This is a genomic window from Methylacidiphilum kamchatkense Kam1, assembly GCF_007475525.1.
In the GTDB taxonomy this organism is placed as follows: Bacteria; Verrucomicrobiota; Verrucomicrobiia; order Methylacidiphilales; family Methylacidiphilaceae; genus Methylacidiphilum; species Methylacidiphilum kamchatkense.
On record NZ_CP037899.1, the window covers coordinates 254776 to 271129 of the forward strand.

Annotated in this window: 10 protein-coding genes; all 10 read left to right on the forward strand. The window is 42.6% G+C overall.

Annotation, left to right across the window (positions count from 1 at the left end; genetic code table 11):
- The first annotated feature begins 14 nt into the window (after positions 1-14).
- A complete protein-coding gene (locus tag kam1_RS01200) occupies positions 15-743 on the forward strand; it encodes a hypothetical protein (RefSeq protein ID WP_143958184.1) in 729 nt (242 codons plus the stop codon).
- A 412-nt stretch (positions 744-1155) separates the two neighbouring features.
- Positions 1156-1374, forward strand: coding sequence for a hypothetical protein (locus kam1_RS01205; RefSeq protein ID WP_039722326.1), 219 nt, complete (start codon positions 1156-1158; stop codon positions 1372-1374).
- A 131-nt stretch (positions 1375-1505) separates the two neighbouring features.
- Positions 1506-3848, forward strand: a complete 2343-nt coding sequence (locus kam1_RS01210; RefSeq protein WP_039722325.1) for a hypothetical protein — start codon at positions 1506-1508, stop codon at positions 3846-3848.
- A 253-nt stretch (positions 3849-4101) separates the two neighbouring features.
- Positions 4102-5154 (forward strand): hypothetical protein, encoded by a 1053-nt coding sequence (locus kam1_RS01215; RefSeq protein ID WP_143958185.1) that lies wholly within the window; start codon positions 4102-4104, stop codon positions 5152-5154.
- A gap of 29 nt (positions 5155-5183) precedes the next feature.
- The gene (locus kam1_RS01220) at positions 5184-6236 is read left to right on the forward strand and encodes an autotransporter outer membrane beta-barrel domain-containing protein (RefSeq protein ID WP_143958186.1); all 1053 of its coding nucleotides are present in this window, start codon (positions 5184-5186) and stop codon (positions 6234-6236) included.
- A gap of 311 nt (positions 6237-6547) precedes the next feature.
- On the forward strand, positions 6548-8764 hold the full coding sequence (locus kam1_RS01225) for a methyltransferase (RefSeq protein WP_143958187.1): 2217 nt from the start codon (positions 6548-6550) through the stop codon (positions 8762-8764).
- An 8-nt stretch (positions 8765-8772) separates the two neighbouring features.
- Positions 8773-12156: a glycosyltransferase gene (locus kam1_RS01230; RefSeq protein WP_143958188.1), complete on the forward strand. Its 3384-nt coding sequence runs from the start codon at positions 8773-8775 to the stop codon at positions 12154-12156.
- A 99-nt stretch (positions 12157-12255) separates the two neighbouring features.
- Positions 12256-13131 carry a hypothetical protein gene (locus tag kam1_RS01235; protein ID WP_143958189.1) on the forward strand — a complete coding sequence of 292 codons (876 nt, stop codon included), beginning with the start codon at positions 12256-12258 and terminating at the stop codon, positions 13129-13131.
- A gap of 18 nt (positions 13132-13149) precedes the next feature.
- Positions 13150-14775, forward strand: a complete 1626-nt coding sequence (locus kam1_RS01240; protein WP_143958190.1) for a glycosyltransferase family 2 protein — start codon at positions 13150-13152, stop codon at positions 14773-14775.
- Between the two features lie 64 nt (positions 14776-14839).
- The gene (locus kam1_RS01245; RefSeq protein WP_143958191.1) at positions 14840-16312 is read left to right on the forward strand and encodes a class I SAM-dependent methyltransferase; all 1473 of its coding nucleotides are present in this window, start codon (positions 14840-14842) and stop codon (positions 16310-16312) included.
- Positions 16313-16354 lie beyond the last annotated feature (42 nt).

The window sequence follows — 16354 nt, forward strand, 5'->3', positions numbered from 1 at the left end:
GTGGAAATTTCGTTATGAATGCTAACGTAACGGCAGTCAATGCCTCTTATGATGTGGGCAATCTGACGGGTTCTGGGGTATTGACGGCTAGTAGAGTTCTTTTAGATATAACAGGAAACGTACGGAACGTGGTCAGTTCAACCAATCCGCTTCTTAACGGCTTTACCATTGCTAATGGGCCATTTGGTTCCACTGCGATTACGATCAATGCCGATGGGAATGCTCCGCAGATTATTAATCTGCATGTGAATGGGAATGCGGTGATTAATTCAGGAGATACCAGTACGTTTGTTAATTCAGTATCTCTTCCTGCCAAAGGTTTAACGAATGCGGTGCCCAATGCTGGGGGGAATCTGCTCGTCAATGCTACTGGCAATCTGACGGTAAATCCTGGAATTGCTGCCCATCATGACTTGAGCCGTGATATTTTAGGGTTGTCTGCGTTTGTGTTTCCGGGAGGGGTAGCGTTAAAGGCTGGAGGAGTCATGACGGTGAATGCTTCGATTGACAATGGGTATACGGCGGTTGCTGGGCCAAACTTCCAGGGGGTGTTTTTATCAGCACCATCGATATTCGTAAATGGGCCATTTGTGACGGATGGCAATACGATTGTGCATGCTAGTGGGCCAATCAGTGCAGCGGTGTATGTGGCATCACCGGTTTCGCCATTTTTCCCAAGTGTTTACACGGCGGTGTTAAGTACGAAAAACGGGCCGGTGGTAAGCGCGTTTCCTTGGAAATAATAGGGTAAGGGATAGGAACGTAGGAGCTTAAAAAGAGAAAAAGGGAAGCTTATTAATGAGCTTCCCTTTTTTGTTTTGGAGATGAAGGGATTTATTTGGCTGGTTCTTTTCTTTTCGATTATGAGTCCATTAGTAACCAATGGGAATAGGGTGGTTCATAAACTAATTCCTGTAAGTGTAAAAGTTTGTTGAGTAAGTTCTGTATTACTTCTAGTTTTCCGAATATCTATACGGCGGTCTTAAAATCTAATGGATTAGTCGATAGCCCCTTTCCTTTAAGGCTAATTGAAGCAAAATCCTTTTCTAGTTTGATCACTTCTTAGTAAAAAAAATATATATTCTTGATTTTTTGGTTGACAAATGGAAAGGAACATTAGAAAAAAATCGTATAGAAGACTAAAATAAATTCAAGATGGAATACTATACAGGAAATCGAAAGTTCTCAAAAAAACTCTATAGGACGGTTTTACTTTTAGCTGCTGGGCTATGGTTAAGTCTGGGACAGAAAGGCTGGGCGATTCCTATGCCTAGTGCATTGCCGGGAAATGGACAAGTTGTGACTGGAACAGTTTCATCATATGCTATTACAGGGACAAATACGGCGACTTTAACAGTAAATAACAGTAAATAGACTTTTTAAGACTTATTGAAACGAAACTTTTTTCTGGTTTGACCCCTTTTTAATAAAAAGAAAAGTTATACCGTTTTCATTCTTTTATAGAATGAAACAGAAAAGAAACGACTTTATGAAAGGGGACAACGATGAAAAATACGAACCGGCCGTTAGAAAGTTCCGTTCTCTTTTTGATTGCGTTTGGATTAATTTTTACAAGCCTTCGTTCTTCTTTTGCCCTGCCTGGATTTGGTCAGCTTCCTGGTCATGGGGTCGTAGCCAATGGTGTAAGTGGAGTAAGTTATAACTTAACAGCTCCTAACCAGGCGACTTTAACGGTATCAAGTCCAACGGCGATTCTCTGGCAAAGTTCAGGAGGTACTTTAAATGTGACTGGTTCTGGTCCGGGATTTAACGTGGGATCCGGTGCCAAGTTTATTATTTCTACAACAAATACCAATTACAATCCAGTGCTGAACGTAGACACTACTGGTAACCCTTCGATAATCTTTGGAATGGTCCAATCAACCCCTACTGCACCTTTTATTTTAGCAAATGGCAGTGGGATTGTAGTTGGTTCTTCTGGAATTATTATTTCTCCTGCGGGGGTAGGACTTATTGGCTATAATGTACCTCTTTCAGTGGCTCAAAATTTTACTGGGTATGGGGTTGGGATAGTCCCTGGATTGACGGGCAGTTATGTAACGATTCAGACAGGAGCCTCGATTACTTATGGACCCACAAAAATTCCTCCTATTACTTCAGGAAGCCCAGTCGGAAGCGCCCTTTTAGTGACAGCTCCGCAGATTACTGTGGGCATTGCTACTTCCACCTCGTTTAACGGTGGATCTGCCAATCATTTCCTTGATCTTCTTTCTGGATACCAGTTTCTCTTTTCGTTTCGCGCCCTTGGAGACAATAATGGGTTTCGGATAGCACCCACACCTATTTCCGGCAGTAGCGGGTCAATCACTATGAACGGCCCTTCTTCTGGCAGCCCTTTTTCGTTCCCGACCTATTCCTACTTGCTTTCGTCTGGAAACATCACCACAAGCGGCAATCTGGTTTTGCCGGGTGGTCCTTTTCTTCAATGGGGAACGGGAAGCAAGGAGGTATGGCAAGGTTGGCTATATAACTATGGGAACCTTGCGTTTGCACAGACTTTGGATCCTCAAACGCTTTCTACTCGTGGGTCTTTATTGAACTATGGATCCATTTTTTCCTATCCTACCGCCCCATTTTATAATGGACAAGGTCAGTTGCTACTTAAGCTGGGAACCACTCCAACCTTGGTTCTTTGGGTCAATGGGTCAATCATTAACCAAGCTGGGGCAGTGATGAACGCGACTTCGACGATAAGTGGAAGTTCGACAAAAGGTAGTATTGATTTGTGGGCACAGCAAGGAGCGCTTGTCAATTATGGGTTGATGCAGGGTTATGATTTTATCAATCTTTTTGCTCAGAACCCCAATCAGTTGAACTCTCAGTTTCCACTGGGCAGCGTGTTTAGTAATGGGACCTTGACGATTTCAAGTCCAACGGCTTTCACAGATACTTTTGTTAATCCGGGTAATGGAGCAATTACTCTTTTTGCTCCCTTATATCCGCATCAGCTCACAACCACTCCGAACATTAATCTTTGGATAAGCAGTGCGACGGGCAATGTGTATTTGCCTAGTGGATCGATTCAAATAAGCGATCCCAATGGGATTCATGCGGCAGCCTTATCTGCTTCGAAATCTGGTGGAGTGTTTCTTTTAGACCTGCCATTTACTTCGCAGCTTATTAGTTTTAAAGGAGGAGGATTAACTGGTTCTGGAATAATCACTACGAACCAATTTCATCTGAGTGCTACGGGAGACGTTCGGAACGTGGTTAGTCCAACTAATCCGCTTCTTAACGGCTTTACCATTGCTAATGGGCCATTTGGTTCCACTGCGATTACGATCAATGCCGATGGGATAGCTCCGCAGATTATTAACCTGCACGTGAATGGGAATGCAGTGATTGATTCAGCAGGTACCAGTACGTTTCTTAATGAAATTACTCTTCCATTCAGTTTAAAATTCTTAACTAATATGGTGCCTAATAAGGATGGGAATCTACTCGTCAATGCTACTGGCAATCTGACGGTAAATCCTGGTACACCTACTAATTTTGCCTTGAGCAGGGATGTTTTAGGGTTGCCTGCATTTGTGTTTCCGGGAGGGGTAGCGTTGAAGGCAGGGGGAATCATCACGGTGAATACTACGATTGACAATGGGTATACAGCGGTTGCTGGGCCAAACTTCCAGGGGGTATTTTTATCGGCTCCACAGATATTTGTAAACGCCCCGTTTGTGACAGATGGCAACACGATTGTGCATGCTAGTGAGCCAATCAGTGCTTTAGTGTATGTGGCAAAACCTTTTACGACCATTACGCCAAATATCTACACGGCGGTATTAAGTACGACAAACGGACCGGTGGTAAGCGCATTCCCATGGCAATAATAAGGTAAGGGATAGGAACGTAGGTTCTTAAAAAGAGAAAAAGGGAAGCTTGTTAATGAGCTTCCCTTTTTTTTGTTATAAAGGGGAGTTAAAAAAGCAAGGTTGCGAAAAAAATCTGATTGATGAGCTAATTTTTATCACATATAATAGGAGCTCCAACGAGAAAAATAAGGAGGAACATTTTTATTGACAGATAAAAAAGAAGAATAGACAACCCTATAAGAGTCCTTAGACAAGTAAGAGGAAAACTACAGTGAATAGAAAGTTCTTAAAAAAACTCTATAAGGTGGTTTTAATTTTAGCTGCAGGCCTATGGTTAAGCCTGGGGCAGAAGGGTTGGGCGATAATTCCAACGATTCCATCAACTGCATTGCCGGGAAATGGGAATGTTGTGGCTGGCTCAGTGACAAGTTATACAGGTGGTACTTTAACAGTTAGTGGGAATACGGCTATCTTATGGGGAAATGGTACTTTAAATAATCTACCACAAGGTGGAAGTGTGCCTGGTTTTAATATTGGTTCTAGTGCCACTTTAAATATAATTACTACGACACTTACACCTTCTCCGGTTTTAAATGTGGATGTTACTGGGAATCCTTCCCAAATCCTGGGGACATTAAATGCTGCTGTTCTCACCCCGGTCTTTGTGGCTAATGGCAGTGGGATTATTGTTGGTCCGCATGCAAGCATAATTGCACCAGGAGGTATTGGGCTTTTGGGGTATGATTTTTCTAGTACAGCTTCAACTTTTGCTGGGACGGTGAGTGTGGGGTCAACAACGACGGGTTCTTTTGTTAATATTCAGTCTGGGGCATCTATTAGTTCGGGGGCTTCCATTCTTGTAGCAGCGCCTCAGGTGAATGTTGGGATTGCGCATCCTGGGTCTATAAGTTATGTTAACAATTTTTTTGTGCTTTCAGGATATTCCTTTACTTCTTTTGATGGAACTGCATTATTAGGGCAAAGTCCGATTGCTGAAAGCAGTGGGTCGATTACGATTAGTGGACCGAGCAGTGGTACTTTTAGTTTTGTAATTGGGGATTTCGTTGAGTCTTCCGGGAGTATCACGACAAGTGGGAATCTCATACTTCCTGGTGGAACAAATACACAATGGGGGACAGGGAATAGTTCTAATCTCGCATCGGGAGTGTTAACCAATAATGGGACTCTTGGGTTTACAGCTTCTTCTCTAACTGGTGGAGCGGATACAGGGTCGCTGGTGAATAATGGGACTATTTTGGCCCCTGGAGGTAATTTGTATATTTCAGTTGGTGGAGCATTACCAATAATCCAGGGGCGACTATAACAGGTATAACTAGTACTGGTAACTTTAATGTGACCTTAAACGCAGGAGTGCTTGGACTTCCGGGCAATGGGATAGGAGGGGGGATTAACAACATGGGGACGATTAGTGGGTTTAACAATGTTATACTGCTTGCTTCTAATGTGAATAATTTAGGGCCATATCCTTTGGGGAGTATTTCGAATACTGGAACGATTAATATTACCGATGCTCATGGAGTGAGTGCAGGATCACTTTTGGATATCGCAAGTAGGACTGGTTCCGTATATTTAAATGGGGTTGTAAATATAGCTGATCCTAAGGGGGTGGCATCCGCTGAGTTTGCTACAAGGCTGAGTGGTGGAAATTTCGTTATGAATGCTAACGTAACGGCAGTCAATGCCTCTTATGATGTGGGCAATCTGACGGGTTCTGGGGTATTGACGGCTAGTAGAGTTCTTTTAGATATAACAGGAAACGTACGGAACGTGGTCAGTTCAACCAATCCGCTTCTTAACGGCTTTACCATTGCTAATGGGCCATTTGGTTCCACTGCGATTACGATCAATGCCGATGGGAATGCTCCGCAGATTATTAATCTGCATGTGAATGGGAATGCGGTGATTAATTCAGGAGATACCAGTACGTTTGTTAATTCAGTATCTCTTCCTGCCAAAGGTTTAACGAATGCGGTGCCCAATGCTGGGGGGAATCTGCTCGTCAATGCTACTGGCAATCTGACGGTAAATCCTGGAATTGCTGCCCATCATGACTTGAGCCGTGATATTTTAGGGTTGTCTGCGTTTGTGTTTCCGGGAGGGGTAGCGTTAAAGGCTGGAGGAGTCATGACGGTGAATGCTTCGATTGACAATGGGTATACGGCGGTTGCTGGGCCAAACTTCCAGGGGGTGTTTTTATCAGCACCATCGATATTCGTAAATGGGCCATTTGTGACGGATGGCAATACGATTGTGCATGCTAGTGGGCCAATCAGTGCAGCGGTGTATGTGGCATCACCGGTTTCGCCATTTTTCCCAAGTGTTTACACGGCGGTGTTAAGTTCGACAAACGGGCCGGTGGTTAGCGCCTTTCCATGGCAGCAATAGTAAAGAGTTTTAGTTTTTAAGGCGAGGAATTTTGGTTGAAGTATCCTTGACGGTTTCCTAATAATCCATTGGTTTTAAGCAGAACTTTTGGTAAGAATTTATTAGAAGTAAGGATAATTCTTCTAAGGATTTAGTGGACTAGTTCTGGAAATCTTCTTGTTTAAGTAAAAACAAGAAGTAGCTATCTCTTTTATCTTGAGCGAAAAAATTAGAGCAATTATTCTATGTGTGGGAAAGACAAACGAAGGGCTGTACTCAGCAAAGCAGGGATCTTTTTGTTATCTTAAACAAAAAAACCAAGAGGGATAACCGTGGATCGTAGGGAAATGGAGCTTATTGTGGATTCTTCTCTTTTTGATCCTGATTATTACCTTCGATCTTATCCAGATGTTAGACTTAATGGGCAACATCCTTTAGTGCACTTTGTGGAATGGGGATGGAAGGAAAGAAGAAACCCGCATCCGCTTTTTGACACGGACTATTATCTTAGGAATAATGCAGATATTGCCAATGAACAGATAAATCCCTTGCTCCATTTTCTTCTTTATGGCGCAAAAGAAAAACGGAACCCCCATCCGCTATTTGATAGCCGGTACTATTTAGAAGAATGCCCAGAAGTAGAGAAAGAAGAGTTGAATCCTCTAGTCCATTTTATAAAAGAAGGTTGTCGAGCCTATCACAATCCCCACCCGTTATTCGATGTTCGTTTTTACTTGGAAAAAAATCCTGAAGTTGCCCAGTTGGAAGTTAATCCTCTTATCCACTTTTTAGAGCAGGGATGGAAGGAAGGCCGCAATCCTCATCCTGCTTTTGACTTAAACTATTATCTTCAGCAAAACCCGGATGTTAAACAAGCAGGAGTCAATCCACTGATCCATTTTATTGAACATGGATGGAAAGAAAAAAGAAGTCCTCATCCAGATTTTCCGATCGGCAACTTAGAATCGGTTGAAGCTTTTTCCCATGCTTTTGTAGGTCCTTCCAGTCAATTCGACTTTATGGGCGCAACCCAATTTTCTTTGCTATGGTCTTTGGGACTGCGTTCCTATCATTTCCTTCTTGATTTTGGCTGCGGGGCTTTGAGGGCGGGCAGGTTTTTCATCCAATACTTGCAGAAAGGAAGGTATTTTGGGATCGAACCAAACCGGTGGTTAATCGAAGAAGCCATAAAACATCAGTTGGGACTGGATACAATCAGGCTAAAAAAACCTGTGTTTGATCATAATGAGCGGTTTTGTGCTGAGGTGTTTGGTATTGACTTTGATTTTATTCTTGCCCAATCGATCTTTTCTCATACGGGAAGCGATCTGATTATTCTAGCGCTGAACAACTTTAAGCGTTCTTTAAAGGATGATGGACTGATTGTATGCACCTTTATGGAAGGAGAGGAAGATTTTAAAGGATCGGGTTGGATTTATCCAGAAATAGTGCGTTATAAGCCTGAAACGATCCATTCTATTGCTCAGTCTGCTGGGCTGTTCATTCGTCGGCTGAAATGGTATCATCCTAGACAGAGCTGGTTTCTTTTGGCCAAAGATGAACGAAGATTACCTGATCCCAAGGTTCTAGAACTGCTTAGTGGAATTGTTTTGTATGAACCAGAGTTTGAGGAAGGTTGGAAGAGAAGCAAAACAATTATCCCAATGCTTCAGAACCTACAGGATCAAGAAAAAAATGAGCTTTTAAATTCTTTTTCCTATGCTCAGATTGATCCCTTTTACATTCAGTTGGATAAAAACCATGTCCGAAGAACAAAAAATATTTGTCTTATTCCTTCAGAAAAGAACCGGAGGGGCGGGAAATATTCTTATGGGGAATGGGCTCATGTCATTGGCATATTCCAAACCTTGATTTATTTTAATCTGGAAAAGAAGATGGCTAACAAAATACTGGATGTGGGTTGCGGAACAGGACTTTTGGCAATGGCTTCTGAACCTTATATCCAAGATGGCGGCTATTACGTAGGACTTGACGTTTCCAAGGCTGACATCCAGTTTTGTCTAAGTCATTATCCTCACGGGCAGTTTAAGTTTATTCATTTTGATTTATCCAATTCTTTATATGCACCTGATCAGAATTCAAACCTTAGGCCATGGCCTATCGAATCGCATCAATTTGATTTAGTAACTGCTTTGTCTGTATGGACTCATCTCAGGGAAGAAGAAGCCAGGTTTTATTTTAAAGAGATTCGGAGGGTGCTTAAATCCCAAGGCCGAGCAATCATTACATTCTTTTTTTTAGATCAGATTTATAAAGAGTCTCTTCTTCGTCGTTCTTTTGGAGAACAGGGAAGGTTTCATAGGACTGAGCAGGGTAAATGGGTTTTTGGAGACCCTGCCTATGGTTCTGAACATTGGAGATGTCCTCAATGGGTCAAAATTCCAGAAGAAGCGATTGGGGTTGACGAGCAGGGCTTAAAAGAGCTTATGGAAGAAGCGGGACTGAGGCAGTTGGCTTATTATCCTGGAAATTGGAAGGAAATCCCTGGAATTTTTTTCCAAGATATTTTTGTGTTTCAACCTGAGTAATTATAGAAATGCCAAATTTAGTAATAGTCATTGGGATGCATCGTTCAGGCAGCAGTGCATTGATGCGGGCTTTGAGTTATTTAGGGGTGGAATTAGGCGAAGAGCTGCTTGAGGCCAGGCCGGATAATCCGAGGGGTTTTTGGGAAGACAAGGAACTCCTAGCGATCAACGAGTTATTGCTTCAGGCCAGTGGGCTGCGTTGGGACAGTTGTCAGCATCCTAGGGTGGATGTATTCAGGCCGGAGGTGAGGCGGCTTTGGGAGAGGGCGATAGAGAGTTTCAGAGGGAAGTTGAGCTGTGGGGATAGTTTTGGGATGAAAGACTCGAGGATGATTCGGCTGTTGGAATTTTGGCATAGTGTTTTTCAGGAGCTTGGAGTCAGTCCTAGTTACGTACTGTCTCTGCGGGATCCGTTATCGGTAGCGGAATCGTTGTTTAGGCGGAATGGGTTTTCGCAGGCAAAATCGTTTTGTTTATGGCTCTCTCATTATCTTTTGCCATGGGGATGGTATGCACCGTTTTTGAAAGTTGTGGTGAGTTATGACCAGTTGATGAGTCAACCGGGGGTGGAGTTAGAGCGGGTGGCTAGAAGGCTGGGTTTAAGGGTAGAGCCTGGGGTTGTGGAGAGGATAAAGGAAGAGTTTTTGGATCCGGCTCTGAGGCATGCGTGTTATTCGGAGGAGCGGCTAAGGGATCAGCTGAGTGGGTTTAATTTTTTGTATACGGTATGGGAAGCATTTGAGGATTTGGCGTATGGAGGGCAGGAAGAAGAAGCCAAGGCAAAGATTGAGAAGCTTTCTAGAGGGAGTTTTTCCTTGAATGAGCTCTTTGGTTTTGTGGACCAATACGAAAAGCTCGTAGAAGGGATAACCAGGGAGAAAAAAGTTTTAGAAACAAAACTTAGCAAGCTCTATACCCAACAAACACACATACAACAAGTAGTTGATGGACTGTCAGAATATATCGCAAAACAGGCGACAAAACTATATCCCAAGCAGTTGGAAGAACAAAAACAGCTGATTTTTTTTGGATCAAAAAAGAAACCGCAACCACAAGATCCGATTGTGGATCAGGCACGATTTGTTCTTGAACAAGGGATGTTTGATTTTGGTTATTACTGGAGCATTTATCTTGATGTGCGTAAAGATAGGAAAGATCCCCTTCTTCATTTTCTCCAGTATGGGTGGAAGGAAAGGCGCAATCCGCATCCGCTGTTTGATACGGATTATTATTTGAGAGAGAACGAGCAATTGGAAAAGGAAGGGATTAATCCGTTGGTGCATTTTTTAGAATGGGGATGGCGAGAGAAGAGGAATCCGCATCCGCTGTTTGATCTGAATTATTATTTAGGGCAGTGTCCACAGCTAGAAGCGGAGGGGCTAAATCCTTTAGTTTATTATCTGAAAGGAGGATGGGAAGGAGGAAAGAGTCCGCACATACTTTTTGATTCGAGTTATTATTTGGAGCAGAATCCCGAAGTAGCGCAGGAAGGGATCAATCCGTTAGTGCATTTTTTAGAGCGGGGATGGCGAGAGAAGAGGAACCCGCATCCGCTGTTTGATCTAGGTTATTATTTAGGGCAGTGTCCACAGCTAGAAGCGGAGGGGCTAAATCCTTTGGTTCATTTTGTGAAGTATGGGTGGAAGGAAAGGCGCAATCCGCATCCGCTGTTTGATACGGATTATTATTTGAGAGAGAACGAGCAGTTGGAAAAGGAAGGGATTAATCCGTTGGTGCATTTTTTAGAATGGGGATGGCGAGAGAAGAGGAATCCGCATCCGCTGTTTGATCTGAATTATTATTTAGGGCAGTGTCCACAGCTAGAAGCGGAGGGGCTAAATCCTTTGGTTTATTATCTGAAAGGAGGATGGGAAGGAGGAAAGAGTCCGCACATACTTTTTGATTCGAGTTATTATTTGGAGCAGAATCCCGAAGTAGCGCAGGAAGGGATCAATCCGTTGGTGCATTTTTTAGAGCGGGGATGGCGAGAGAAGAGGAACCCGCATCCGCTGTTTGATCTAGGTTATTATTTAGGGCAGTGTCCACAGCTAGAAGCGGAGGGGCTAAATCCTTTGGTTCATTTTGTGAAGTATGGGTGGAAGGAAAGGCGCAATCCGCATCCGCTGTTTGATGTTCAGTTGTATGAAGAAACACATCCAGAAACAGTAAGGACAAATGCTTTTCTTCATTATCTGGTTCATAAGCCAGAGGACTGGCAGGGGTATTGGGTGACGGAGGAGTTTGAAAAGAGGATTGCTGCGTTAGCTCTAAGTTGGAAAGATAAGAAAAAAGGTTCGCTTTTCCTGTTCATCGATCATGTTTTGGGAGGTGGAGCAAATTTTTATCGTCAACAATGGATCCATCAGTTAGAAAAAGAAAATCAGTTAATTTTTCTTTTCTATTATAATTTTTTTAAAAAAGGCTATTATGTACGGATTTCAGGTTGGGAAAATCAGCTCTTATTAAGCTGTAGCTGCCCAGATTCTTTTTTTTCTCATATAGGGGCCCTGTGTGAGGATTTTGATGGTCTAGAAATTATTCCTAATGCATTGGTTTCATTCCCTGAGCCTTTATCGATCCTTGAGTGGTGTTTGCAGCTAAAAAAACAGAAGGCAATCAAGATTATCGTTCCTATTCATGATTACTTCTGTATTTGTCCTTCTTACAATCTTTTGAACGATAAAGACCAGTTCTGTGGCATCCCGACAATTGAAGAATGCAGGCGTTGTCTTGTGGCTATTGATAAAGATGAAACTTATCCTAAAAATCTGAATATCGATTTATGGAGGGAAAAATGGCAAGATTTTTTGGAACATGCTGATGAAATTCTCTGTTTTTCTGAATCCTCGCTTTCCCTGCTCTTCAAAGCCTATCCAACTTTAGAGAAAAACCAGATTATTCTCAAACCCCATTCGATTGGGTCATTTCGCAAAGCAAAGCTAAGGGCTCCACAGCCAAATGAGGAAGTGATTGTGGGCATTGTAGGACACATCGATACGAAGGCTAAAGGTAAAGAACTGATTGGAGAGATGATTCAAACGATTCAGCTTGAAAAGTGGCCGATAAAGCTAGTGGTTATAGGAACGGTGGGTGATCCGGAGCTAGAAAAAAAACTGCATGTGTATGGTCCCTATAGGAAAGAAGAATTAGTATCTTTGATTGAATCTTCCATGGTAAATCTTTGTTTCTTGCCCTCGATTTGGCCAGAAACCTTTTCGTATGTTACTGAAGAGTTGATGGCAATGGGAGTTCCTTTAGCTGTATTCGATCTAGGAGCGCAGGCGGAAAAAGTCAGGCGGTATAAATGGGGTCATGTCATTTCTCACATTGATCCTCGGATTGCCTGTAAGGAAATTTGTGAGTTTGCTTTGCGGTTAGCGGAGCTAAAATAATCTAAGCAGGAATAGGAAAGAGTTTGTTAGAGAAGCCGTTTATGGGGAAAACAGTAGATTAGAGCTGTATCTATGAAAAATCTATAAAGGGGAGCTCTTGTGTTTAAAGCATGGTTTTCCTTTTTAAAAGGACTAAGGATTGATCGATCCATCAAACCTACTTTTTTTGAAAAAGCAAAGGCTACGGAAAAACCCAATGCCATGCCTCATTCGGATGAGCCACAGAAGAGCCATTTTTGCTTGGATTTTCCTAAGCCAATGGACCGGTTGATTATAAACAGCCCTGTTCTTGAAATTGACGGATGGTTTTTTGATTCTTCCGGACAGACGGCCCAATCGATTTGGATAGAAAAAGAAGGGGTATGTTACCCAGTGGAACCAGTGAGGAGGGAAGACGTCAAGAAGACTTACTCTTTTCTTGTGGATTTATGGTGTGGGTTTAGAGCAAGGATTCCATTATCCCTTGAATTTGAAAAAATAGAACTACTGGCCTTGCATCGTAGTGGTAGCAAAGAAGTGCTCTTTTCTTTTCAGGCGAAGTGGAGTGGACTTATACAAGAGGCAGACAGCCAAGCTCGTTTTGGTATTGACCAGCCGATAGCCGATCGGATCGTTACGGATGGATATTGGATTGAGATTAGTGGGTGGTGTTTTGACCAGCGTGGAAAAGCTGCCCAGGCGGTATGGTTAAAGTCGTCTCAGCAGCAGATTCGAGCCGAAAGTAGAATCCGACCGGATGTTAAAAAAGATTACCCCAAGCTTGAGGATCTTGGCTGTGGGTTTTTCCTTTTTTTGCCATTAACCGAAGAGGAACAAAGATACAGCCTTGAGGCGGAGTTTTTGGATGGAACAATTTATTCTTTGAAGACATTTTCTGCAAGAGGGTTCAATCGAAAAGAAAAAGAAGAGCAGTATGCCCGGTGGCTTTTAGAAGAAGCAAAATTTAAAGAGGAGGATTATTTAGCAAAGATTTGACAGGATACCCAGTTTGCTGTGCATCCTTTTTTTTCGATCCTTGTTTTTTATGATCAACGATGGAATGAGGAAGATGTTTGCCGCCTGCTTTCGACCTGTTTTTCTCAGTTTTATTCGCATTGGGAACTCTGGCTTTGTCCCTATGGCGCTGGATCAGTCTTTTCTGTTCAATCTTTTGAAAACCGTTGGCCTGGAGCCAAACAAAAGCTTCATTTTCTTAAAAAAACCTCTACAAAACTCGAAGCCTTGAATTGGGTTTTAACCTTTGCTCAGGGAGAGTATGTAGTGTTGATAGACCCTTCGGTCCAGCTTAGTAAAGAAGCTTTGTTTGTGTTTGTTGTAACAATTAATCGGTATCCTGATCTATTAATGGCTTTTTCTGATGAAGATTCGATGGATGAGTCTGGCAACCGATCGGATCCTATTTTTAAGCCTGGCTGGAATCCAGAGCTTCTTCGTTCTAATAATTACATTGGACAGGCAGCGATTTACAATAAGCAAACAGTTTTAGACCGGCTGAGCATAGCGCCTTTACTGGATGGTCAAGAAGAGTGGGATCTAGCTCTAAGAATTGGAAGTTTTGACTGCGACAAAGACAGAGTAGTTCATGTTCCTCGCATTCTTTTCCATCGCCGTGACTCAAAGCAAGCGGCTGGTCAGAATGACAGAGAAGATACGCAGCGATTGGTGTTAGAAGCCGATTGTCGTCGCAGGGGAAAGGATGAAGTAACAATCAAAAAAACAGAAGAAGGCTGGCATCTTCGGTATTCCATCGGTCCATTATCTCCTTTGGTTAGCATTATCATCCCGACACGGCTTCCTTTGCCTTATGTGCACAGGTGCATCGAGAGCATCCTTTCGAAGTCCACTTATCGGAACTTTGAAATCTTACTTGTGATAAACGGATACGGTTCTTTGGATCAAGAACAAAATGCTTTTTTATCCAAGTATTGTAACCTAAAGCAACTCCGGTTGTTGTGGTATGATCAGTCTTTTAATTATGCAGCGATCAACAATTGGGCTGCCAAAGAAGCAAGTGGCGAGCTTTTAGCGTTCCTGAACGATGACGTGGAAGTTATTAGTCCAGATTGGATAGAAGAGATGGCTGGACATGCTTTTAGGAAAGAAGTGGGAATTGTTGGAGCAAAACTTTATTATCCAAATCTGACTATACAGAGCGATGGAATGATCCTTTGGAAAGATTACCGAAGGTTCCATGGCATGAGCCGAGAATTGTCTGGTTATCTAGGTTTGGCAAAACTCTGCCAAAACCTAACTGGTGTGATTACAGCCTGTGCGTTGATGCGCAGAGAATTATTCGAATGGATCAAAGGGTTTGATGAAGAATTTGCCTACAATTGGAACGACTTGGATCTTTGTTTGCGGTTAAAAGAAAGAGGATACTGGACGGTGTGGACGCCTTTTGCTGAGCTAATTCATTATTGTTCAGTTTCCGTTGGACGAGAATCGGTCGACAAACAGCGGGAATGGGAGGAGGAAAGAGAACTGTTCGAAAAAAAATGGAAAGAAAAATTTCCATCCGATCTGTTTTATAACCCCAACCTGAGTGATTCAGCTCCTTTTTATCGGCTTGGGACTACTCCTTGGGATATAAAGGCTTGGGGAAAGGAAAACAAAGAATAAGTTTTGATTAAACGAAAAAAAAAACGTTTCTATCCTTTATAGGCCAAAAAATTGGATTGAGAATATGGCTGAGCCACAGCAAATGGATGCCGAAAAATGGATTCAGTCTTTGATTAGTAAAGTCCACGAGCAGACTGAGTGGATGAAGTTTCAACAGCAAGCTGCTGCCTTTGCTTCTTTGGCTTATGGTAGGCTGTGGGTTCAAGCACATCAGTCTTTTGAATTGGGCAAGCAATCTTTTGGATTCCGATCGATTTTTTCAAAGAAAGACAGCTCACAGCTTTCTACAGCTTCTTGGATAGTTGTTGGCAAAGAAATTGCAAAATCCGCTCTATTCGATCCCGCTTATTATCTCCAACAATACCCGGATGTTCGCCTCTCTGGAGTGGATCCACTGACTCATTTTGTTTTGTACGGTGCAACTGAAAAACGCAATCCGAACCCTTTTTTTGACGTTGAATATTATCTTCAGCAAAATCCGGATGTGGCGGAGTCCAAAATCAATCCGCTCTATCATTTTATCTGCTATGGGTGGAAAGAAGGTCGCAAACCACATCCTCGGTTTGATCCAGCGTTTTATCTTGACAAGTATAAGGATGTTGCTGAGGCGGCCATTAATCCTCTGTCGCATTATCTGTTGTTTGGCCAGTTGGAAGGAAGAATTGGCTCTCCGGAGGAAGAGCGGCCGATTGATTCTCAGCAAAGAATTCTTATTAGCGGTTCTCTTATAGAAATTGAAGATTGGTATCCTTATGGATTTTCACCAAATCCAAGGTGGGGGTACGACAAGCCTGTACATCCGATCCTTTATTCAATAATTAAAAGATCTGAAGATCATTACCGCTCTCTTTTAACGGACTGGGTTCAGTATGCCGACGATATGCTTTCCTTTCCCCTTCATGACAATGGTTCTGAATTAGATCCATGCTGGGAAAACAGTTCTTTCCCACCTTTGGATGCGATAGCTCTTTTTGGCATAATCGCCACCACAAAACCCGCTCTGTTTTTAGAAATAGGTTCGGGTTTTACTACCCGATGGGCTTATGCGGCTAAAGCGCGGTATTCACCGCTGACGAAACTGGTTTCAATCGATCCTAACCCTAGGGTTAAAGTGGATACATTATGCCAGCAGCTTTTCCGAAAGCCTCTTCATGAAGTGCCTTTAGACATTTTTGAGCAGTTGGAAGCGGGGGATATCCTTTTTGTTGATGGGACTCATCGGATTCTGCAGGGATCCGACGCAACTATTTTCTTTCTGGAGATCTTGCCTATATTAAAGGCTGGAGTGATCATTCATCTTCACGATATTTTTCTGCCTTTTGATTATCCACCACACTGGCAGAACAGATTTTATTCCGAGCAGTACGTGCTTGGATCGATCCTTTTGGTTGCATCCGAAAAATACAGAATTCTTTTTCCAAGCTTTTATGTGAGTCAGCATCAGGAGCTTTTAAAGATTTTGGACCCGCTGTGGATAAATCCTAAGCTGCATAGTTTAAAGCCAAAGGGGGGCTCTTTCTGGTTTGTTAAGCATTAAAAAGCAGAGTGCATGGGATTTGCAAAAAAGAAAATTGTTAGT